This window comes from Methylobacterium sp. C33D, from assembly GCF_053345825.1.
In genome coordinates, this window is sequence record NZ_JBKFAV010000005.1 from 185,810 (window position 1) to 206,725 (window position 20,916).

Consider the following 20,916-nt stretch of genomic DNA (forward strand, 5'->3'; position numbering starts at 1 on the left):
CGGCGCTACCGGATTGCTCCGTTCCGCGCGCAAGGACGGCAGTCCGGGCGTGACGTCCGGGGCCGCCTCCGCAACCCTGTCACGCGAGTCTGCTGAGACAGGGCCCACCGGATCGCGCGGCACGCCTGCGCGGTTCGGGCGTTACGACACAGGGAACGGGAGCCGAAGGGCCGCATGAACGCACCGACCAAAGCCGCCGCGACATCCGGAGCCGAGGCCGTCCTGCCGGCCTCGCTCGCGCCCCGGGCCGAGGGGCCGCGGATCTACAACCTGTTCCCGCTCCTGGTCGGGCGCGTCTCGGACTGGACCGCCGAGCTGCCGCGGATCGCCGCCCTCGGCTTCGACTGGGTCTACCTCAACCCGTTCCACCAGACCGGCGGCTCGCGGAGCCTCTACGCGGTCGCCGATCCCGAGCGCCTGGACGAGCGGTTCCGCGACCCCGACGGCACGCCCGACGACGAGCAGATCCGCCGCTTCTGCACCGCCGCCGAGGCGCTGGGCCTGTCGGTCATGACCGACCTCGTCATCAACCACACCGCCGACAACGCCCGGCTCGCCACCGAGCGGCCCGACCTGTTCATGAAGGAGCCGGACGGCTCGATCATGCACCCGGCCGCCGTCGATCCGGACGACCCGTCGATCCGCACCGTCTGGGGCGATCTGGCCGAGCTCGACTACCACACGCCCTCCGCCCGGGACGAGCTGACCCGGATCTGGGGCGCCTACGTGGCGCATCTCCAGGGCCTCGGCGTGAAGGGTTTCCGGTGCGATGCCGCCTACAAGGTGCCGCCGGAGACCTGGCGCGCCCTGATCGGGCAGGCCAAGAGCCAAGACCCCGCCTGCCTGTTCGCCGCCGAGACCCTCGGCTGCACCTTCGAGGAGGCCCGGGCCACGGCCGGCGCCGGCTTCGACTACCTGTTCAACTCCTTCGCGTGGTGGGACCTGAAGAAGCCCTGGGCGCTCGAGCAGTACGAGCGCCTGCGGGTGCTGGCCCCCTCGATCGCCTTCCCGGAGAACCACGACATGAAGCGGCTCGCCGCCGAGATCGGCGGCGGCCCGGAGGCGGTGGCGGCGCATCTGCGCACCCGCTACGCGCTCGCGGCCTTCTTCTCGGCCGGCGTGCTCATGCCGATCGGCTACGAGTGGGGCTACCGGCGGGCGCTGCACGTGGTGGAGACCACCCCGGGCGACCGCGAGAACGACACCGGCATCGACGTCTCCGGCTTCGTCCGGGCGATCAACGCCCTGCGGGCGGAGCTGCCGGCCGCCAATGTCGAGGGCGCGCAGATCCGCATCTCCGCCCCCGACAGCGACCTCGTGGCGCTCGCCCGCTTCGACACCGGCCACCCGGCCTCGGCGCGGCACGGGCTGATCGTGCTCTACAACCCGACCGACCGGCCGGTGCCGGTCGAGGCCGGCCCGCTCATCGCCCGCACCGGCGGGATGCTGGGCGCCTTCGTCGACCGGACCCCGGAGGCCGAGCCGATCGCCTTCCATCCCGGCAGCGCCATCGACCTGATGCCGGGCGAGCTGCGCGTCCTCGCGGCGAGCGCCCAGCAGGTCGCCCGCCAGCCGGAGCGCGGCACCCCGGACGGGGAGGGCCGGGTGGTGATCGAGGCGGTGACACCCGAACTCGACGGCGGCCGCTCGGCGGTGAAGCGGATCGTCGGCGAGTCCCTGCGGGTCGAGGCCGACATCTTCTCCGACGGTCACGAGATCATCGACGCCGCGATCCTGTCGCGGGTCGCCGGCACCGAGGTGTGGCGCGAGGACCCGATGGTCTTCGTCGACAACGACCGCTGGGCCGGGCACTTCCCCCTGGAGCGGAACGCCCGCTACGAGTTCACCCTGATGGCGTGGCGCGACGCCTTCTCGTCCTGGGTGCGCGACACCCTGAAGAAGCGCGCCGCCGGCGTCGACGTGCGCCTGGAGACGATCGAGGGCGTGGCGCTCGTCGGGACCGCCGCCTCGCTGGCCCGCACCCGGGGCGGGCGCGACGCCGAGCGCCTCGCCGCCCTGGTGGCCGCGCTCGCCGCCGAGGAGACCGGCTCGGCCGCCCAGCTCGACCGGATCCTGGCCCCCGAGGCGTCGAGCCTCGTGCGGCGCAACGCCGAGCGGGTGAACCTCACCCGCTATCCCGTGACCCTGCCGGTGATCGCCGACCGCCTCGCGGCTAGGTTCTCCGCCTGGTACGAGATCTTCCCGCGCTCCCAGTCGATGGACGTGAACCGCCACGGCACCTTCGACGACGTGATCCGGCGCCTGCCCGAGATCCGCGAGCTCGGCTTCGACGTCCTCTACTTCACGCCGATCCACCCCGTGGGCCGGACCAACCGCAAGGGGAAGAACAACACCCTGAAGGCCGAGCCCGGCGATGTCGGCTCGGTCTACGCGGTGGGCGCGGCGGAGGGCGGCCACGAGGCCGTGCATCCCGACCTCGGCACGCTCGCGGATTTCGAGCGGCTGGTCGCGGCGAGCCACGCCTACGGGATGGAGATCGCCCTCGACTTCGCGATCCAGTGCTCGCCGGACCATCCCTGGATCAAGAACCACCCGGAATGGTTCGAGTGGCGCCCGGACGGCACGCTGAAATTCGCCGAGAACCCGCCGAAGAAGTACGAGGACATCTCGAACGTCCACTTCTACGGCGGCGCCCTGCCCTCGCTCTGGATCGAACTGCGCGACATCCTGCTCGGCTGGTGCGCGCGGGGCGTGCGCATCTTCCGGGTCGACAACCCGCACACCAAGCCGATCCCGTTCTGGGAATGGGTGATCGGCGCGGTCAACGGCCAGTATCCGGACGCGATCTTCCTCGCCGAGGCCTTCACCCGGCCGAAGATGATGAAGAAGCTCGCCAAGGCCGGCTACCAGCAGAGCTACACCTACTTCACCTGGCGCAACACCAAGCAGGAGCTCACCGACTACGCCCTGGAGCTGGCCGGCGAGATGGGCGAATATTATCGCCCGAACTTCTTCGCCAACACGCCCGACATCAACCCGTACTTCCTCCAGACCAGCGGGCGGGCGGGCTTCGTCATCCGCGGCACGCTCGCCGCGACCCTCTCGTCGGTCTACGGCATCTACAACGGCTTCGAGCTGTGCGAGGCCGCGCCCTACCCGGGCAAGGAGGAGTACCTCGACTCCGAGAAATACGAGCTGAAGGCCTGGGACTACGACCGGCCAGGCAACATCCGCGAGCACATCGTCAAGCTCAACAAGATCCGGCGCGAGAACCCCGCCCTCTGGGACTTCCGCAACGTCACCTTCACGGGCGCCTGGAACGACAACATCATCGCCTACGCGAAGACGACGCCGGAGCGGGACAACTGCGTCTTCACCATGGTCAACCTCGACCCGAAGAACCGCCAGGAATGCACCTACGAGGTGCCGCTCTGGCTGCTGGGCCTGCCCGACGACGGCGCCGTCGAGGTCGAGGACCTGCTCCAGGGCTACCGGTTCGAGCTGCGGGGCAAGTCCCACCGCATCGCCCTCGACCCGGCCGAGCGATCCTGCGTCATCTGGCGCCTGCGGGCGCCGCGGCGGGTTGCGGGCTGAGGCCGCCCGTGGCACTCGACCATGACGCCTGACCCCGGCGACGGGCCCGCCCGTCGCCGACCATTGCCCCGCGCGGCCGACCGCCCGCGCCCCGGCCGGTCCCGACCGCCGGTCCCAGTCCTTTCGACCGATGAGGCAGCGACGCGATGATCGATCGCAGCGACCCGCAATGGTACCGTGACGCCATCATCTACCAGATCCACGTCAAGTCGTTCTTCGACGCGAACAACGACGGGATCGGGGATTTCGAGGGCCTGACCCAGCGCCTCGACTACGTGCGCGATCTCGGCGTGACGGCGATCTGGCTGATGCCGTTCTATCCCTCGCCGCTGCGCGACGACGGCTACGACATCGCCGATTACCGGGACATCAACCCGTCCTACGGGACCATGGAGGATTTCAAGGCCTTCGTGGAGGCGGCGCACGACCGGGGCCTGCGGGTCATCACCGAGCTCGTCATCAACCACACCAGCGACCAGCACCCCTGGTTCCAGGCCGCCCGCGAGGCCCCTCCCGGCTCGCCCGAGCGCGACTTCTACGTCTGGTCGGACACCGACGAGCCGTACAAGGACACGCGGATCATCTTCCTCGACACCGAGGCGTCGAACTGGACCTGGGACCCGGTCGCCAAGCAGTATTTCTGGCACCGGTTCTACAGCCACCAGCCGGATCTCAACTTCGACAACCCGAAGGTGCTGGAAGCGGTCATCGACGTGATGCGCTACTGGCTCGACATGGGCGTCGACGGCCTGCGGCTCGACGCGATCCCCTACCTGATCGAGCGCGACGGCACGAACTGCGAGAACCTCGCCGAGACCCACGACGTCATCAAGGCGATCCGCGCCGCTCTGGACGCGAGCTACCCCGACCGGATGCTGCTCGCCGAGGCCAACCAGTGGCCCGAGGAGACCGCGCAGTATTTCGGCGACGGCGACGAGTGCCACATGGCGTTCCATTTCCCGCTGATGCCGCGAATGTACATGGCGATCGCCCGGGAGGATCGGCACCCGATCACCGACATCATGCGCCAGACCCCGGAGATCCCCGAGGGCTGCCAGTGGGCCATATTCCTGCGCAACCACGACGAGCTGACGCTCGAGATGGTCACGGCCGAGGAGCGTGACTACCTCTGGTCGTTCTACGCCGCCGAGCGGCGGGCCCGGATCAACCTCGGCATCCGCCGCCGCCTCGCGCCGCTCCTCGAGAACGACCGGCGCAAGATCGAATTGATGAAGTCCCTCGTCCTGTCGATGCCCGGCACGCCGGTGCTCTACTACGGCGACGAGGTCGGCATGGGCGACAACATCTACCTCGGCGACCGCGACGGCGTGCGCACGCCGATGCAGTGGAGCCCCGACCGCAACGGCGGCTTCTCCCGGGCGAACCCGCAGAAGCTGTTCCTGCCGGCGATCCAGGACCCGATCTACGGCTTCGACGCCATCAACGTCGAGGCGCAGACCCAGGCCCAGACGAGCCTCCTGAACTGGACGCGGCGCATGATCGCGATCCGCAACAACAGCGTCGCGCTGGGGCGCGGCACGATCCAGTTCCTGTACCCGTCGAACCGGAAGGTGCTCGCCTGGATCCGCGAGCACGAGGACGAGCGGATCCTGTGCGTGGCGAACCTGTCGCGCGCGCCGCAGGCGGTGCAGCTCGACCTGTCGGAACTGCGCACCGCGGTGCCGATCGAGCTCACCGGCGGCACCGAGTTCCCGCCGATCGGCGACCTGCCCTACCTGCTGACCCTGCCGTCCTACGGCTTCTACTGGTTCTCCCTGAGTGCCGCCCGGTCGGGGGTGATCGGCCCGCAGCAGGAGCCGCCGGAGCTGTTCACCCTGGTGCTCACCGGCGGGATCGAGACCCTGATGAGCGGGCGCGAGCGCGTCGCCTTCGAGCGCACCGTGGTGCCGCCGTTCCTGACGAGCCGGCGCTGGTTCGGCGCCAAGGGCTCGCGGATCAAGGCCACGAAGGTCGTCGACTGCGCCGCCCTGAAGGACGTCGACGGCAGCGCGCGCTTCCTGCTGCCGCGGCTGCAGGTGCAGCTCGCCAGCGGCGAGACCCAGGAATACTTCGTGCCCGTGGGCGTCGAGGAGGGCCGCGAGGACGAGACCCTCATGCCCTTCGCGGTGGCGCGGGTGCGCCGGGGGCCGCGCACCGGCCTGCTCTACGGCGCGGCCGGCTCCAACGACTTCGCCGCCTGCCTGATCGACGACATGCGGCAGGCCCGCGAGATCCCCACGGAGACCGGGCGGCTCGTCTTCGCCGTCACCTCGGCCTTCGACCCGGACGTCACGGTCGACGTGGCCGACATCCGCCGGCTCTCGGGCGAGCAGAGCAACACCTCGATCGCCATCGGCTCGAAGATGATGCTCAAGCTGCTGCGCCGCCTGCAGCCGGGCCTGCACCCCGAGATCGAGGTCGGCCGCTTCCTCACCGAGCAGGCGGGGTTCTCGAACACCCCCGCCCTGCTCGGCACCCTGGAGCACGTCGCCGAGGACGGCACCCGCACGGCCCTGGCGGTCCTGCAGAAGTTCGTCATGAACCAGGGCGACGCCTGGACCCTGATGCTGGAGGGCCTGCGCCGGGACTTCGAGACCGTGGTGCTCACCCCCGAGAGCGAGGCCGCGACCCCCGAGGAGGCGTTCCAGGCCCACCGGCCCTGGGCCGACCTGCTCGGCCGGCGCACCGCCGAGCTGCACGCGGCGCTCGCCATCGAGACCGACGACCCGGCCTTCGCGGCCGAGCCGTTCACCGGGGACGACCTCGCCGTGCTGGCGCGCGACGCCCGCCACCAGGCCGAGCGCGCCTTCCGGGCGCTCAAGGGCCTCGCCGACCGGGCCCTCGACGCCGGCAAGCCGGCCTGCGCGGAGCTCGCCCAGCGCCGGGGCGCGGTCGAGGCGCTGATCGCGTCGCTCACCGCGGCACCGGTCCGGGGCGCCCACAAGACCCGCATCCACGGCGACTACCACCTGGGCCAGGTGCTCGTCGCCGAGAACGACCTGATCATCGTCGACTTCGAGGGCGAGCCCTCGCGGCCGGCCGACGAGCGCCGGGCCAAGTCGATGCCCCTGCGGGACGTCGCCGGGCTGATGCGCTCCTTCGCGTACGGCGCCGAGACGGTGATCCGGGAGATCACCGCGCGGTTCGCCGATTCCGAGGAGCGGGCGCGGGACGCGGCGACCGCGTGGCGCGGCATGATCGAGGCGGCGTTCCTCGCCGGCTACGAGACGGCGGTCGAGGGCTCCCGGGCGGCGGTGACCGATCCGGAGAGCCGGACCCGTCTGCTGCGCCTCTGCCTGCTGACCAAGGCGCTCTACGAGGTCGACTACGAGGCCAACAACCGGCCGGACTGGATCGAAATCCCCGCCCGTGGGGTTCTCACCATTCTGGACACGGACGGACACGAGCCCGGAGCATCTGAATGACGGCGATCGACGAGACCTTCGCACGACGGGCCGACCCGGGCGCGGGGACGGCGCGGACCGCGGATGTCCCGGGCTCCGGCGCCGCGCAGCCGCCGAGCGTCCACACGGACGCGATCGCCGCGCTGATGGCCGCCAACCACGGCGACCCCTTCGCGGTGCTCGGGCCCCACCGGGTCGGGCCGAAGGCCTGGGAGGTGCGCGCCGTGCTGCCCGAGGCGCGGGCCGCCACCCTGGTGATGGACGGCCGAACCGCGCCCTTCGAGAAGCGCCATCCGGACGGGTTCTGGGTCGCTAAGGTCGAGGGCGAGCACCGGCCGCTCTACGAGATCGAGGTCGAGTCCTGGGACGGGACGAAGCGGCGCCGCTACGACCCCTACGGCTTCGGCTCCTCGATCGAGCAGTACGACGTGGCGGCGCTCCGCGAGGTCGGCACCAACCTCGTCTACCGGATGCTCGGCGCGCAGTCGGGGCAGCTCGACGGCATCGACGGCTTCCGCTTCGCCGTCTGGGCGCCCAACGCCCGCAAGGTCAGCGTCGTCGGCGACTTCAACGACTGGGACGGGCGGCGCCACCCGATGCGCCTCTGGCAGGACGGCGGCATCTGGGAGCTGTTCGTGCCGGGCCTCAAGGCCGGCGTGCGCTACAAGTTCGAGATCCGCGGCCCCGACGGGTCCCTGGTGCCGCTCAAGGCCGACCCGGTCGCCTTCGCGGCCCAGCACCCGCCGGAGACCGCCTCGGTCACCCACGGGACGGGCGACTTCGACTGGCGCGATTCCGGCTGGATGAGCACCCGCGGCGCCAAGGACCCGCGCCACGCGGCGATCTCGATCTACGAGGTCCATCTCGGCTCCTGGGCGCGGGTGCCCGAGGAGGGCAACCGCTACCTCACCTACAAGGAACTCGGCGACCGGCTGATCCCCTACGTCAAGGATCTGGGCTTCACCCATATCGAGATGCTGCCGATCACCGAGTTCCCGTTCGACGGGTCCTGGGGCTACCAGCCGGTCTCGCTCTTCGCGCCGACGAGCCGCTTCGGCACCCCTGAGGATTTCGCGGCCTTCGTGGACGCGGCCCACGAGGCCGGCATCGGCGTGCTGCTCGACTGGGTGCCGGGCCACTTCCCCCTCGACGCCCACGGGCTCGGCCTGTTCGACGGCACGCACCTCTACGAGCACGCCGACCCGCGCCAGGGCTTCCACCAGGACTGGGGCACCTACATCTACAATTTCGGGCGCACCGAGGTCGCGACGTTCCTCGCCGCCAACGCCCGGTTCTGGCTGGAGCACTACCACCTCGACGGCCTGCGCGTGGACGCCGTCGCGTCGATGCTCTACCTCGACTACTCGCGCCGCCAGGGCGAGTGGATCCCGAACCGCTACGGCGGCAACGAGAACCTCGACGCCATCGACTTCCTGCGCAAGACCAACGAGGCGACCTACAGCCACGCCCCGGGGACGATCACGGTGGCGGAGGAATCGACCTCCTGGCCGGGCGTCTCGCACCCGACCTATACGGGCGGCCTCGGCTTCGGCTTCAAGTGGAACATGGGCTGGATGCACGACACCCTGCATTTCATGCAGGAGGATCCGATCCACCGCCGCTACCACCACCACAACCTGACCTTCGGGCTACTCTACGCCTTCTCGGAGAATTTCATCCTGCCGCTCTCCCACGACGAGGTCGTGCACGGGAAGGGCTCGCTGCTCGGCAAGATGCCGGGCGACCGCTGGCAGAAATTCGCGAATCTCCGGGCCTATTACGGCTTCATGTGGGGGCATCCCGGCAAGAAGCTGCTGTTCATGGGCGGCGAGTTCGGCCAGGAGCGGGAGTGGAACCACGACAACAGCCTGGACTGGCACCTCCTGGACGATCCCCTGCACAAGGGCGTCCAGAACGTGATCCGCGACCTGAACCGGCTCTACGTCTCGACCCCGGCCCTCTACGGCCGCGACGTCGAGCATACCGGCTTCCAGTGGCTGGTGGCGGACGACCAGGACAACAGCGTCATCGCCTGGGCCCGCAAGGGTGCCAAGCCCGGCGAGGTGGCGATCGTGGTGTCGAACTTCACGCCGGTGCCGCGCGAGGGCTACCGGATCGGCGTGCCGCAGGCGGGCTACTATCGCGAGGCGTTCAACTCGGATGCCGGGGTCTACGGTGGCTCCAACCTGGGCAACCAGGGCGGCCGCCACACCGACGACCAGGCGAGCCACGGCCAGGGTCAGAGCCTGTCGCTGACCCTGCCGCCGCTCGCCACGATGATCTTCCTGCTGGAGGGGTGAGCCCCTCGTCCCGCCCGCGGGGTGCGCCCCCGCGGGCCACGCGCGGCGAAGCCGGAGCGAGGGTGCGGGCGCGGCGGCACGGCAGCGTGCGGCTCGGGTCTCCTCTCCCGCGCGGGAGACAGGGCGCGTCGCGCTCCGCCATCCCGGCCCGATGTGTGCAGCCTACGTCGACCCTACGCCGCCCGCCAGCGTAGTCCCACGCTGTTGCCGATGGCGCGGCCGTACAGGCCCGCGTAGTTGTCGGCGGCCTGGTCCCAGCCGAAGCGGGCCGCCATGGCCCGCCGCCGCATGGCGTTGAGGCGCTTCTTCTGGCCGAAGGCCTCCAGCGCCCGCCGCACCGCCGCCCCGAAGGAGGCGGCCGAGGCCTCCCCGAAGGTGAAGCCCGTCACGCCGTCCTCGACCGTGTCGGCGAGGCCCCCGGTCCGGCGCACGATCGGCAGGGAGCCGAAGCGCTGCGCGTACATCTGGGCGAGGCCGCAGGGCTCGAAGCGCGAGGGCATCAGCAGGAAGTCGCTGCCCGCGAACATCCGCCGGGCCTGCGCCTCCTCGAAGCCGACATGCACGCCGACCGCGTCGGGATGGCGCTTGGCCAACCCCTGCAGCGCCTGCTCGAACCGGCCCTCGCCCTGGCCGATCACCACGAGCTGGCCGCCCCCGGCCACGATGGTCTCGGCCGCCTGAAGGCTCAGGTCGATGCCCTTCTGGTGCACGAGGCGCGACACGATGGCGAAGAGCGGCCCGCGGGAGACCGCGAGGCCGAATTGCTGGCGCACCGCCTCCGTGTTGGCGCGCTTGCCCTTCCAGTCGTCGATCTCGAATCGCGTGGCGAGGTGCGGGTCGGCGGTCGGGTCCCAGGTCTCGTCGATGCCGTTCAGGATGCCGGCGAGCCGGCCCTGTCCGGCGCGGGTGCGCAGGAGCCCGTCGAGGCCGCAGCCCAGCTCGGGCGTCTGGATCTCCCGGGCGTAGGTCTCGCTCACCGTGGTGACCTGCGAGGCGTAGAAGATGCCGGCCTTGAGGAAGGAGAGCTGCCCGTAGAACTCCGCGCCGTCGACCTGGAAGGCCGCGTCCGGCACGCCGAGCCGGGGCAGGGCGTCCCGGGGGAAAAGGCCCTGGTAGGCGAGGTTGTGGATCGTCAGAACGCTCGGGACCCGCCGGCCGCGCCACGCGAGATAGGCCGGGGCCAGGGCCGCCTGCCAGTCGTTGAGGTGCAGGAGGTCGGCCGCCCAGTCAGGATCGGCGCCGGCGGCGAGGTCCGCCGCCGCGAGGCTGAGGCGGGCGAAGCGCAGGTCGTTGTCGCCGAAATCGCCGTGCTGGTCGCCGTAGGGCGTGCCGTCGCGCTCGTAGAGGTCGGGGCTGAGCAGGACGTAGATCCGCAGGCCGTCGGCCGCCTCGACCAGGCCGAGGTCGCAGGCCGGGATGCCGGCGAACCCCTCGAGGCGGGCGACGACCGGGATCTCCGGGAAGGCGGCGCGGACCTGCCGGTAGCCCGGGATCAGGACGCGGATGTCGTAGTGCGGGATCAGGGCCCGGGGCAGGGCGGCCGAGACCTCGCCGAGACCGCCGGTCTTCACGAAATCCGCCATCTCGGGCGTCGCGTAGAGGATGCGGCGGCGCAGCGAGGCCGGCCGGGCCGGAACCGGCACGGGACCGGCGCCGTTCTCCTCGCCGGACGACCACTCGGCGAAGGAACCACCACGGCGCGCATCGAGCATCAGCATTGATCCTGGCCGGGCGGAATGCCCCGGTCTGGCAGTCGACCGGGCAGGCACGGCTGTCACGATCTCAACCACGGCCAATGCTCCTTCGCCGCGACGGTTCCGTTGCGACGCACAAAATAGGCCACCGTGGTGATTAAGCGTCACTTACCTATGTGGCATCGCAGCGAGAAATCGCGCCGCGACGGCGGATTTCGGCCGCTGGATACAGCGCTCCGGCCGGGGGCGACCGCGCCGGGCCCAGCCGGGCGTGCCCGGCCACGCGTACCCGGCGCGCGTTCGAGCCGACGGGCGGCGCCTCAGTCCGGACACCCGATTCGGTCCCCGGACTGACGCGCCGGGGCCGGACGCGGGCTCCCCTCACCCCGCGCGGCGCAGGATCACTCCCTCGGCGGGCTCGAGCGCCAGGGTGAGCCCGGCCGGCGCGCCCGCGCGCCCGGGACGGGTCGAGAGCAGCACGGTCCAGGCCCCCTCGGGCAGCGGCAAGTCCTGCGACGCCGCGCCGAAATTCAGCAGCACCCGCAGGACGGCCCCGTCGGCGAAGCGCTCGTAGGCGAACACCTCGGCGTTGCCCAGCGGCACCTCCCGGTAGCCGCCCACGGCGAGCGCCGCGTGGTCGCGGCGCAGGGCGAGCAGCCGCCGGTGGAGGGTCAGCATCGAGCCCGGATCCGAGCGCTGGCTCTCGACGTTGCAGGCGGCCCAATCCGCCGCCAGCGGCAGCCAGGGCTCGGCCGTGGAGAAGCCCGCCTGCGGACTGTCGTCCCACTGCATCGGCGTGCGCTCCGGGTCGCGGCCGTGCCCGGGCTCGTTGTGCTCCCAGGGATCCCGGGCGCGGTCGGGCGGGATCGGCACGTGGCCGAGCCCGATCTCGTCGCCGTAGTAGAGGGTCGGCGTGCCGCGCAGGGTCAGCAGCAGCATCGCGGCGATGCGGGCCTGGGCCGGCCCGACCCGGGCGACGATGCGCGGCTGGTCGTGGTTGCCCAGCACCCAGTTCGGCCAGCCGCCCTCGGGCAGGGCCGCCTCGTACTGGGCCACGAGGTCCGCCACCGCGTCGGCCCGCCACGGCGTCTGGATCAGCTGGAAATTGAACGGCAGGTCGGCCCCGGTCAGGTCCGGCCCGTAATAGGCGACCAGACGCTCCACCGGCAGGTAGATCTCGCCGATCAGTACCCGCTCGCCGTACTGGCGCAGCACCGCCCGCATGCCGGCGATCACGTCGAAGATCTCGGGCCGGTCGGCGGAGTAGACCTGGGTGAAGCGGTTGATCTCGGGCGCGCCCGGAGCGTAGTCGGGATTGGCCGGGTTGTCGCGGAATCCCGCATCCTTCATCAGGTGCCAGATCACGTCGACCCGGAACCCGTCGACCCCGCGCTCCAGCCAGAAGCGGAGCACGTCGTGCATGGCCGCCCGCACCGCGGGGTTGCGCCAGTTCAGGTCCGGCTGCTCCGCCAGGAAGGCGTGGTAGTAGTACTGGCCGGTGGTCTCATCGAGCGTCCAGGCCGGGCCGCCGAAATTCGACAGCCAGTTGTTGGGCGGGCCGCCGCCGGGCGCCGGGTCGCGCCAGATGTACCAGTCCCGCTTGGGGCTCGCGCGCGACGACCGGCTCTCGGCGAACCAGGGATGCGCGATCGAGGAGTGGTTCGGCACGAAGTCGAGGATCACCTTCAGCCGGCGCCGGTGGGCCTCGGCCACGAGGGCGTCGAAATCGGCCAGCGTGCCGAACAGCGGGTCGATCCCGCAGTAATCGGCCACGTCGTAGCCGAAATCCGCCATGGGCGAGGGGTAGACCGGCGAGATCCACACGGCGTCGACCCCCAGCCATGCGAGGTAGTCCAGCCGCGCCGTGATGCCCGGCAGGTCGCCGACCCCGTCGCCGTTCGTGTCCTGAAAGGACCGCGGGTAGACCTGATAGACGGTCCCGCGCTTCCACCAGACGGTGTCGGTCATGCTGCGCCCCTCGCATCGGCGGCCCACGCTTAACCGCTGACCCGCGCGCTGGCGACCGGCGATGGATGCGCTCGGAGCGCGCGCCGCGCGCCGAATGCCTCGGTGCAGCGTCGCCGAGGGAATGGCTCAGGCCCGCAAAACCCGTGCGCATGCCCCTCACGCAGGGCGACGGCGCGCGGCTGTGCCTGGAATGTCACGCCGCCGTGCCATATCTCCTCCGCCGTGCCCGTGCGCTCCGCCGGAGCGGCGCTGCCACGACTTCGCCGGAAGCCGACCGCATCGTCGGGCGCTTCGGGGCACGGATCGCCCGTCCGTTCATGCGGCGGCAATCCATCAAAAGAGATAATCCGCCCACGATACCCCCGGCGCTAGAATCCGGGGCGACGACTTTGGGGGACCCGCACGTGTTGAACGATGTTCTGACCCGGCCTGTGCCACAAGATGTCTCGCGCGACGAGCGCGCAACCGAGGCGCCCGCCCCGGCCGCCTGGACCGCCCCGGTGCTGTCCGGCAGCGGCGACGCGGTGGTGGACCTGCGCGAGGCGATCCGCGCCAAGCTCACCTTCGCGCTCGGCCGCACGCCGGAGACCGCCCGCCCGCGCGACTGGTTCGCCGCGACGGCGCTGGCCCTGCGCGAGCGGATCGTGGCCGCCGCGCTGACCGCCGAGCGCGGCGTGCCGAACAAGCGCGTCTACTACCTGTCGCTGGAATTCCTGATCGGCCGGCTGATGTCGGACGCGCTGAACAATCTCGGCCTCACCGAGACGACCCGCAGCGCGCTCCGGGAGCTCGGGATCGACCTCGACGCCGTGCAGGAGGCCGAGCCCGACGCGGCTCTGGGCAACGGCGGCCTCGGGCGCCTCGCCGCCTGCTTCATGGAGAGCATGGCCAGCATCGGCATCCCGGCCATGGGCTACGGCATCCGCTACGACCACGGCCTGTTCCGCCAGTCCTTCGAGGACGGCTGGCAGCGCGAGGCGCCGGAGACGTGGCTCGCCGAGGGCAACCCCTGGGAATTCGCCCGGCCCGAGGCGACCTACGCGATCGGGTTCGGCGGCACCGTCACCCTGTCCTCGCCGGAGGAGGGGGTGATCCGGCGCCACTGGCAGCCGGCCGAGACCGTGCGGGCGGTGGCCCACGACGTGCCGGTGGTCGGCTGGCGCGGCCGCCACGTCAACGGCTTGCGCCTCTGGAAGGCCGAGGCCGGCGAGCCCGTGGATCTCGCCCGCTTCAACGGCGGCGACCATGTCGGCGCGGTCGCGGCGCGGATGCGCGCCGAGGCGATCTCGCGGGTGCTCTACCCGAGCGATTCCTCGGCCGAGGGCCAGGAGCTGCGCCTGCGCCAGGAATACTTCTTCACCGCGGCCTCGATCCAGGATCTCGTGGCCCGCCACGTGGCCGAGCGCGGCGACGTCCGGTCCCTGGCCGACCACGCGGCGATCCAGCTCAACGACACGCACCCGGCAATCGCCGTGCCGGAGCTGATGCGCGTCCTGCTCGACGTCTACGGCCTCTCCTGGGAGGACGCGTGGCACGTCACCACGCACACGCTGCACTACACGAACCACACCCTCCTGCCCGAGGCGCTGGAGACCTGGCCGGTGGAGCTGATGGAGCGGCTGCTGCCGCGCCACATGCAGATCATCTACCTGATCAACTGGATGCACCTGGAGGAGCAGGCCAAGCACGGCCGCCAGGGATCGGCGGATGCCGCGGCCTACCTCGCGTCGATCTCGCTGATCGACGAGTCGCACGGGCGGCGGGTGCGGATGGGGCACCTCGCCTTCCACGGCGCCCGCCGGGTCAACGGCGTCTCCGCCCTGCACACCGACCTGATGCGCTCGACGGTCTTCTCCGACCTGCACGCGCTGGATCCGGACAAGATCGTCAACAAGACCAACGGCATCACCTTCCGCCGCTGGTTCCACAACGCCAATCCCGGCCTCACCCGGCTCGCCGTGGAGACGGTCGGCGCCGGCGTGCTCGACAATCCCGAGCTGCTCCGGGGCCTGGAGGCCCACGCGGAGGACCCGGCCTTCGTGGCGCGCTACGCGGCCGTGCGCCGGGAGCGCAAGGAGGCCCTGGCGGCGCTCATCGCCGAGCGCACCGGCGTCGACGTCGATCCGGCCGCGCTGTTCGACATCCAGGTCAAGCGCATCCACGAGTACAAGCGCCAGCTCCTCAACGTGGTCGAGACCGTGGCGCTCTACCAGGCGATCAAGGCCGAGCCGCACCGGGACTGGACGCCCCGGGTCAAGATCTTCGCCGGCAAGGCGGCGCCGAGCTACGTCCAGGCCAAGCTGATCATCAAGCTCGCCTGCGACGTCGCCAAGGCGGTGAACGACGACCCCGAGGTCGCGGACCGGCTGAAGGTGGTGTTCCTGCCGAACTACTCGGTGAGCCTCGCCGAATCGATCATCCCGGCCGCCGACCTGTCCGAGCAGATCTCCACCGCCGGCATGGAGGCCTCGGGCACCGGCAACATGAAGTTCGCCCTCAACGGCGCGCTCACGGTGGGCACCCTCGACGGCGCCAACATCGAGATCCGCGACCATGTCGGGGCGGACAACATCTTCATCTTCGGCCTGGAGGCCGACGGGGTGCGCGCCCGGCAGGCCGAGCCGGACTACGCGGCCCGGGCGATCCAGGCGTCGCCGCGGCTGGCGGCGGCGCTCGACATGATCGCGTCGGGCCGGTTCTCGCCGGAGGAGCCGGGCCGGTTCCGGCCGCTCACCGACGACCTGCGCCGGCGCGACCAGTACCTGCTCACCGCCGACTTCGACGATTACTGGCGGGTGCAGCGCGCCATCGACGCCGCGTGGCGCGATCCCCGCGGCTGGTGGGCGAAGGCGATCCGCAACACCGCCCGCATGGCGTGGTTCTCCTCCGACCGGGCGATGCGCGAGTACGCCGAGGAGATCTGGCGGGTCCGCCTGGGCTGAGCGCCACCGGCCCGCTCCCGCGCGGGAGCGGGCCGCGCCGCCCTCAGGCTGCGCGCACCGTGGCCAGGAACCGCCCCACCTCCGCCGCGAGCCCCTCGGACTGACGGGACAGGGCGGTGGCGGCCGTGAGCACGTGGTCGGCCGCGACCCCCGTCCGCCCGGAGGCCTCGGCCACCCCGGCGATGGTGCCGGTCACCTCCGCGGCGCCCCGCGTCGCCTGGGCGATGGTGCGCACGATCTCCTGGGTCGCGGCGCTCTGCTCCTCGACGGCCGCGGCGATCGCGATCGCCACCCCGTTGATCTCGCGGATCCGGTCGATGATCGCGCCGATGGCGCCGACCGCGGATCCGGTCACGCCCTGGATCCGGCCGATCTGCGCGGCGATCCCGTCGGTCGCCCGCGCGGTCTTCTCGGCCAGGGCCTTCACCTCGCCCGCCACGACCGCGAAGCCGCGGCCGGCCTCGCCGGCCCGCGCCGCCTCGATGGTGGCGTTGAGGGCGAGCAGGTTGGTCTGCTCGGCGATGGACGCGATCAGCCGCACCACGTCGCCGATCTCTGAGGCCGCCTGCCGCAGCTCGGCCACGAGGCCGGCGGTCTGGTCGGCCTCGCCGACCGCCTGCTGGGCGAGTTCGGACGAGCCGCCCGCCTGACGGCCGATCGCCCGGATGGCGCCGCCGAGCCGCTCGGTCGCGGCCGCCACGGCGTCGACGGCGGCCGCGGCTCCCGCGGCCGCCGTCGCCACTGCCCCGGACTGGCCGGCCGTCTCCTGGGCGGTCGCGGTCATCTGGTGGGCGGTGTCCTCGAGTTCGCCCGCGGCGGTCGAGACCCGGTCCACGATCGTGGCCACCGCCTCCTCGAAGTGCCGGGCGAAGCCCATCGTGGCCTCCTTGCGCGAAGCGGCGGCCTCCGCCTCCGCGCGGCGCAGGTGCTCGGCCTCCGCGGCGGCGTTGCGGGCGACCGTGCTGCGGATCGCCTCGACCGCCCGCCCCACCATCCCGATCTCGTCGCCGCGCCGCGCCTCGACGACCGCGGCCTCGGCATCGCCCCGCGCCATGCGCTGCAGCGCGGCGACGAGGCGGTGGAGGGGCCGCGTCACGCCGAACACGACGATCGCCGCCGAGAGCCCGAGGGCGGCGAGCAGGCCTGCCAGGGCCGAGCCGATCAGGACGGTCCGCGCCCGCTCGGCCTCCCGCTGCGACGCGACCTTCGCCTCGCTGAGGCGGGCCGCCGCCTGCGCCTCGTAGGCCTGGGCCGCCCTGTCGAACTGCGCCCGGACCTCGCGGCTCGCGACGACCCCGACCTGGATCGCCGCCGGCCGGTCGTTGCGGAGGGCGAGGTAATTGGAGCGGTCCAGCAGATCGAAATAGTCCCGGGCGATCGAGCCGATCTGGCGCTGCAGCGCCGCGATCTCCGCGCGGCGCGATCCCTCGGCCAGGGCCTCGACGGTGTCGGCCACGGCCTTGACGTCCTCGTCGTAGCGCCTGCGGAAGAGCGGGAGGTCCGTCTCCGGACGGCCGATGATGAGGTTGCGGTTCATGAGCGCGGCGTCGACGAATTTCTCGCGGATGCGCGCGAACATTTCCAGTCTCACGAAATAATAATCGACGATATATTTGTCCCGATCCATGATCTCATCGATACCGGACAGCGCGCAGAAGCCCGCGACGCCCGCGACGATCAGCATGAGTGCGAGGGGGGCGGCCATTTTGACATGCAGGCTCGTATCTCGCAGCATTCGCATGTCGCCTGATCTCCGTCCGGACTTCGATCGGACTTTACCATACCGATCCGGCGAAGATCCACGCGCGATCAAGCCCGCGCGCGGATTTCGGGGCCCGATTTTGCTCCGCGACACTTCCACCATTGAAACAAATACTGAGAAACCGAGAGACTTACATCGACGCCTGTAAGCCGGTCGTTCGGCGCCGCGCCGGCCTCGGGCGACCGGCTCTCAGGCCCCGCGGACGAGGCCGGCCCGCAGCCCGAGGCGGCGCAGGCCGCGCCGTAGCCGGTGGAGCAGGCGGGCGGCGCGCTGGGCCAGGCCCGCTCTCCGCCGGCAGACGACGTGCGACACGCGCCCGATCCGCGGGCCCGGATCCGGCGCGCCCTTGCGCAGGGCGATGTCCGGGCGCTCCGCCGACTGCGCGATCGTCAGCGCGCGCGCCGCCGGGAGGGTCACGCTGCGGAACATCGCGCGCGTGTAGTAGGAGAACGCGTCGTAGGCGACGAGGGCCCGCGCCCGCCCGGTCGCCGGGTCCCCGACCGTCAGCGTGCCCGCCTGCGGCCCGTAGGTCACGAGGAGTCCGATCACGTCGCGGGGGCGCCCCAGGGGGACGGCGACGCGCGTACCCTCCGGGATCTCCAGGAAGTCCAGCGGGATGCCGTTGCGGCGGAGGGTGAACCCGCAGGTCAGGCCGGGGAGGGCGCGCAGCGGCAGGGCCTCGAACCGGCCCGGCAGGGTCCGGAACCGGTCGATATAGGCCCGGCCCGGCGGCGGCGCGCGGAGGAAGCTGTAGACCAGGGTGCCGTAGAGGTCGGCGCCCGCCGGCGTGACGTGGGTCGCGTCCTTCAGCAGGTAGGTGATGTCGCCCGCGCCCGCGGCCGCCACCGGGGCGGCGATGTCGAGATAGGGGATCCCGTAGAGGGCGCGGTACTCCGCCAGCAGGCCGGCGACGGGCTCGGCGGCGTAGTCGACGCCGCCCTGGTGGAGGTTGAGGAAGGCGACGGGCAGGTCCCGCCGGGCGGTCGCCGCGAGGATGTCGTCGAGATAGGCCCGCATCGTCGCGCCGTCGAAGTAGCGGACGTTGCCGGTGAACAGCTCGAGGAGGACGCTGTCGCAGGGGATCGCGTCCAGGATCTCGTCGATCAGGGCGGCGATGGAGGGCAGCGAATGGCCGCCCCAGCCGCTGCGGAGGAAGGTGACCGGGCGCCCCTCGGCCTCGGCCAGGGCGTTGGCCCGCTCGACGTAGCCCGGCAGCTCCGTGACGCTGTAGCCGAGGCAGAGGACGCGGACCATCGGGGCTCGGATCGGGGTCGGGACCGGCCCGGTAGCAGCCGGGCGCCGCCGCGTCGAGGCGACGGCGGTCAGTCGATCACGATCGGGTAGCAGCGGGCGCCCACCGAGGCGGCGAGCACCTGCACGGCGCCGACCGTCGAGACGTCGCCCGCCACGTGGACCACGTCGGTGGCGCGCAGGCTCGGCAGGTGGGCGCTGAGCGGGCCGGAGCGCACGTCCGGCGGCCGCTGGCGGCCGCGATCGGCGCAGAGCACGATCCGGCCGACGCCGGTGCGGCGCAGCCAGTCCAGGCTCTCGCGCATGTAGAGGTCCAGGGCGTCGCGGGCGCCGACGGCCAGGGCCATCTCGCGGGCGGGCTCGACGTAGCGGGCCGCCCGGGCGATCGCCCAGATCGCGCCGAAGCCGGCGCCGGCCGCCACCAGCACGAGCCGGCCGCCTCCGGGGCGGTACTGCCCCCGGCCGACGGGGCCCTTGAGGCGCACCGGCTGGTCGAGGCGGAGCCCGTCGAGGGGATCGCCCTCGGGGTCGCGGGCGACGTGGAACACCGCGTCGTTGATCTCGGTCGTGCCGTCGACCCGCAGGGTCGGGGACAGCGTCCGCGTCGGCAGCCCCGCGAAGGTCACCAGCGCCTGGTGGCCGGGCTCGCCGGTCGGGCGCCGGGTCAGGGTCGCGACGATCTCGAGGATGCCGGGGCTGAGCCGGCGGATCTCCGTGACCGTGCCCTTGCGGACGGCGACGGGCGGCGGCGGCGCCTCCTCCTGGCCCTGGATCGGGGCGCCGGGGAGGGCGGGCCGCAGGGCCTCGGCCCGGGCCCGCCGGGCCGGATGCCGGCGGCCGGACGGCGCGGTGCTGCCCTGGGCCAAGCCCTGGGCCAAGCCCTGGGCCAAGCCCTGGCCGGCGAGCAGGTTGCCGGGCGACGCCTGCAGCGGCGCGATCATGCCCTCGGCCAGCGCCGCCTCCAGCGGCGTGTCGCCGGTCGAGACGCGGACCGACCGACCGTTGACGACGAGCGAGCAGCGCGCCCCCATGGCTCTCCCCCGCATGCCCTGGTGACGGATCAGCGGGCGCGGATCAGGAGCGAGTCGACCAGGGCCGCCCAGCGCTCGCGGGTCGCGCGGACATCGTCGGTCGGGGCCGATTCGGTGAGGAGCTGGCGCTGCGCCCGCAGCGACTCGACCTCCTGCCGCTGGGCGCGGAGCACCGCCTTCATCACCTGCAGCTCGGTCTCGAGGCGGGCGATCGCGTCGGCCTCGTCCCGCACCTCCGCGTCGTCGGCGACCGTGTCGGCATACGTGTCGGCGAACGCGTCGACCGGGCGCGGGTCGCGGAGGGGCATCCGGGTCCGGGCCTGCTGCTCCAGCCGGACGGGCCGGGCCATCAGGCGGCGCACGAGGTCGGAGCCGCCTGCCTGCTGGTAACGCCGTGCCGCCTCGGCCATCCGACCCATCCCCATCGCGGGCGCTGAAGGGCCCGCCTATCAACAGGAGCTTGGTCGGACATGGTTAAGACGGGCTTAAACCGATCGGCGACTCTCGCCGCCCCGCGCTCCGCGGTGGCGCTCGGCCCGTCCGCGCCCGCCGCTCGACGCGCCGCTCACGCGGCGTCCGCGGCGGCCGCCTTCATCACGCGGGCGACCAGCGCGTAGGTCTCGGTCCAGGCCTCGCGGACCTCCGGGGTGAAGTCCACGCCGAGGCCCTGCTCCAGGGTCCACAGCAGGGCCGCCCCCACCGGCGCGTAGTGGGCGTCCCGCGTGCCGTAGGCCACGTGCTGGCGTCCGAGATCCTGGAGCGCGGGCACCACGGTCTCCGGATGGTTCAGGTTGGCGACCGCCAGCCCGAGCATGGCCATCAGCTTCTGCTTCTGCTCGGTCATGTCCGCGGGGAAGAGGGGGCGCACCTCCGGGGCGATCGCGAACAGGCGGCCGTAGAACAGGTCGGCCGCCGTTCCGGCAATCGGCCGCACCTTCGCGAAGCTGTCCTGCACGAGCCTGATCTGGTCCGGAGTCATCGCGTCACCTGCCGCCGCGCGGATCGTTGG

General features: G+C 72.0%; 11 protein-coding genes. 4 read left to right on the forward strand and 7 right to left on the reverse strand.

Annotated features, from left to right (window positions below; all coding sequences use genetic code 11):
* The first annotated feature begins 174 nt into the window (after positions 1-174).
* The 3 genes from ACLBXO_RS05465 to glgB all read left to right on the forward strand — a co-directional run bounded on the left by ACLBXO_RS05465 (position 175) and on the right by glgB (position 9,259).
* Complete coding sequence (locus tag ACLBXO_RS05465) at positions 175-3,555, forward strand: maltotransferase domain-containing protein (protein ID WP_447684708.1); 3,381 nt, start codon at positions 175-177, stop codon at positions 3,553-3,555.
* A gap of 146 nt (positions 3,556-3,701) precedes the next feature.
* On the forward strand, positions 3,702-6,980 hold the full coding sequence (gene treS, locus ACLBXO_RS05470) for a maltose alpha-D-glucosyltransferase (protein ID WP_447684709.1): 3,279 nt from the start codon (positions 3,702-3,704) through the stop codon (positions 6,978-6,980).
* Positions 6,977-9,259 (forward strand): 1,4-alpha-glucan branching protein GlgB, encoded by a 2,283-nt coding sequence (gene glgB / locus ACLBXO_RS05475; protein WP_447684710.1) that lies wholly within the window; start codon positions 6,977-6,979, stop codon positions 9,257-9,259. Before treS ends, glgB begins: the two co-directional genes overlap by 4 nt.
* 173 nt (positions 9,260-9,432) lie before the next feature.
* Here glgB and glgA read toward each other — a convergent pair whose 3' ends face one another.
* Together glgA and ACLBXO_RS05485 are read right to left on the reverse strand one after the other, a co-directional pair.
* Positions 9,433-10,971, reverse strand: a complete 1,539-nt coding sequence (gene glgA / locus ACLBXO_RS05480; RefSeq protein ID WP_447684711.1) for a glycogen synthase GlgA — start codon at positions 10,969-10,971, stop codon at positions 9,433-9,435.
* 363 nt (positions 10,972-11,334) lie between these two features.
* On the reverse strand, positions 11,335-12,921 hold the full coding sequence (locus ACLBXO_RS05485; RefSeq protein WP_447684712.1) for an alpha-amylase family glycosyl hydrolase: 1,587 nt from the start codon (positions 12,919-12,921) through the stop codon (positions 11,335-11,337).
* A gap of 404 nt (positions 12,922-13,325) precedes the next feature.
* On the opposite strand from ACLBXO_RS05485, the gene ACLBXO_RS05490 reads away from it, so the two are divergent.
* Positions 13,326-15,863, forward strand: a complete 2,538-nt coding sequence (locus ACLBXO_RS05490; RefSeq protein ID WP_419539450.1) for a glycogen/starch/alpha-glucan phosphorylase — start codon at positions 13,326-13,328, stop codon at positions 15,861-15,863.
* Positions 15,864-15,906: 43 nt separating this feature from the next.
* Here ACLBXO_RS05490 and ACLBXO_RS05495 read toward each other — a convergent pair whose 3' ends face one another.
* The 5 genes from ACLBXO_RS05495 to ACLBXO_RS05515 form a co-directional block, all read right to left on the reverse strand.
* Positions 15,907-17,604 carry a methyl-accepting chemotaxis protein gene (locus ACLBXO_RS05495; protein ID WP_447684713.1) on the reverse strand — a complete coding sequence of 566 codons (1,698 nt, stop codon included), beginning with the start codon at positions 17,602-17,604 and terminating at the stop codon, positions 15,907-15,909.
* A gap of 210 nt (positions 17,605-17,814) precedes the next feature.
* Positions 17,815-18,879: a hypothetical protein gene (locus tag ACLBXO_RS05500; protein ID WP_447684714.1), complete on the reverse strand. Its 1,065-nt coding sequence runs from the start codon at positions 18,877-18,879 to the stop codon at positions 17,815-17,817.
* Positions 18,880-18,947: 68 nt separating this feature from the next.
* Entirely contained in the window at positions 18,948-19,907 is a 960-nt protein-coding gene (locus ACLBXO_RS05505; RefSeq protein WP_447684715.1) for a ferredoxin--NAD(+) reductase, read from the reverse strand.
* 29 nt (positions 19,908-19,936) lie between these two features.
* Entirely contained in the window at positions 19,937-20,317 is a 381-nt protein-coding gene (locus ACLBXO_RS05510) for a hypothetical protein (RefSeq protein ID WP_447684716.1), read from the reverse strand.
* A 155-nt stretch (positions 20,318-20,472) separates the two neighbouring features.
* Positions 20,473-20,886, reverse strand: a complete 414-nt coding sequence (locus ACLBXO_RS05515) for a globin family protein (protein WP_331318801.1) — start codon at positions 20,884-20,886, stop codon at positions 20,473-20,475.
* Between the last annotated feature and the right edge of the window lie 30 nt (positions 20,887-20,916).

What these genes read in the sequence shown, in the direction of transcription:
- ACLBXO_RS05465 (WP_447684708.1), top strand. Translation starts at nt 175, where the DNA reads ATGAACGCACCGACCAAAGCCGCCGCGACATCCGGAGCCGAGGCCGTC.
- treS (WP_447684709.1), top strand. Translation starts at nt 3,702, where the DNA reads ATGATCGATCGCAGCGACCCGCAATGGTACCGTGACGCCATCATCTAC.
- glgB (WP_447684710.1), top strand. Translation starts at nt 6,977, where the DNA reads ATGACGGCGATCGACGAGACCTTCGCACGACGGGCCGACCCGGGCGCG.
- glgA (WP_447684711.1), bottom strand. Translation starts at nt 10,971, where the DNA reads ATGCTCGATGCGCGCCGTGGTGGTTCCTTCGCCGAGTGGTCGTCCGGC.
- ACLBXO_RS05485 (WP_447684712.1), bottom strand. Translation starts at nt 12,921, where the DNA reads ATGACCGACACCGTCTGGTGGAAGCGCGGGACCGTCTATCAGGTCTAC.
- ACLBXO_RS05495 (WP_447684713.1), bottom strand. Translation starts at nt 17,604, where the DNA reads ATGCGAATGCTGCGAGATACGAGCCTGCATGTCAAAATGGCCGCCCCC.
- ACLBXO_RS05500 (WP_447684714.1), bottom strand. Translation starts at nt 18,879, where the DNA reads ATGGTCCGCGTCCTCTGCCTCGGCTACAGCGTCACGGAGCTGCCGGGC.
- ACLBXO_RS05505 (WP_447684715.1), bottom strand. Translation starts at nt 19,907, where the DNA reads ATGGGGGCGCGCTGCTCGCTCGTCGTCAACGGTCGGTCGGTCCGCGTC.
- ACLBXO_RS05510 (WP_447684716.1), bottom strand. Translation starts at nt 20,317, where the DNA reads ATGGCCGAGGCGGCACGGCGTTACCAGCAGGCAGGCGGCTCCGACCTC.
- ACLBXO_RS05515 (WP_331318801.1), bottom strand. Translation starts at nt 20,886, where the DNA reads ATGACTCCGGACCAGATCAGGCTCGTGCAGGACAGCTTCGCGAAGGTG.